Annotated in this window: 1 protein-coding gene; it reads left to right on the top strand. The window is 69.0% G+C overall.

The window, feature by feature from the left end; genetic code table 11:
* A partial coding sequence (locus CCN37_RS38400) for an MFS transporter (protein WP_143262084.1) occupies positions 1 to 710 on the top strand: 710 nt, incomplete at both ends.

Genomic DNA, 710 nt, shown 5'->3' with positions numbered 1-710 from the left:
CGTACCGGATCTGCTGCTGTGGCGCGTCATCGGCGGACTGGGCATCGGGATCGCCTCCGTGATCGCGCCCGCCTACATCTCCGAGGTGGCGCCCGCCTCCGGCCGCGGCGCGCTCGGCTCGCTCCAGCAGCTCGCCATCACCATCGGCCAGCTCGTCGTCCTCAGCTCGAACAAGGGCCTGGCGGGTGCGGCCGGGGGCGCCGCCCACGACCTGTGGTTCGGCATGCCGGCGTGGAGGTGGATGTTCCTGGTCGGCGTCATCCCGGCCGCCGTCTACGGGCTGCTGGCCCTGCTGATCCCCGAGTCCCCCCGCTATCTGGTGCTCAAGGGACACGACGACGAAGCCGCCTCCGTGCTGGGCCGGGTCAGCGGCGAGCCCGACCCGCAAGGGAAGGTCGCCCGGATCCGCGAGACGCTCCGCAAGGAGCACCGCAGCTCCTTCCGGGACATCCGCGGCGAACGCTTCGGCCTGCACCCGCTGGTGTGGGCCGGCATCATCATGGCCGCCTTCCAGCAGCTGGTCGGCATCAACGCGATCTTCTACTACTCGACGACGCTGTGGAAGTCCGTCGGTTTCAGCGAGTCCCAGTCCTTCACCACATCGGTCATCACCGCGGGCATCAACGTGGTCATGACGGTGGTCTCGATGATGTTCGTGGACCGCGTCGGGCGGCGCAGGCTGCTGTCCATCGGTTCCGTCGGCATGTTCC

Source organism: Allokutzneria sp. NRRL B-24872 (assembly GCF_002155965.1).
Classification (GTDB): Bacteria; Actinomycetota; Actinomycetes; order Mycobacteriales; family Pseudonocardiaceae; genus Allokutzneria.
This window is presented reverse-complemented; position numbering and strand designations above follow the sequence as displayed.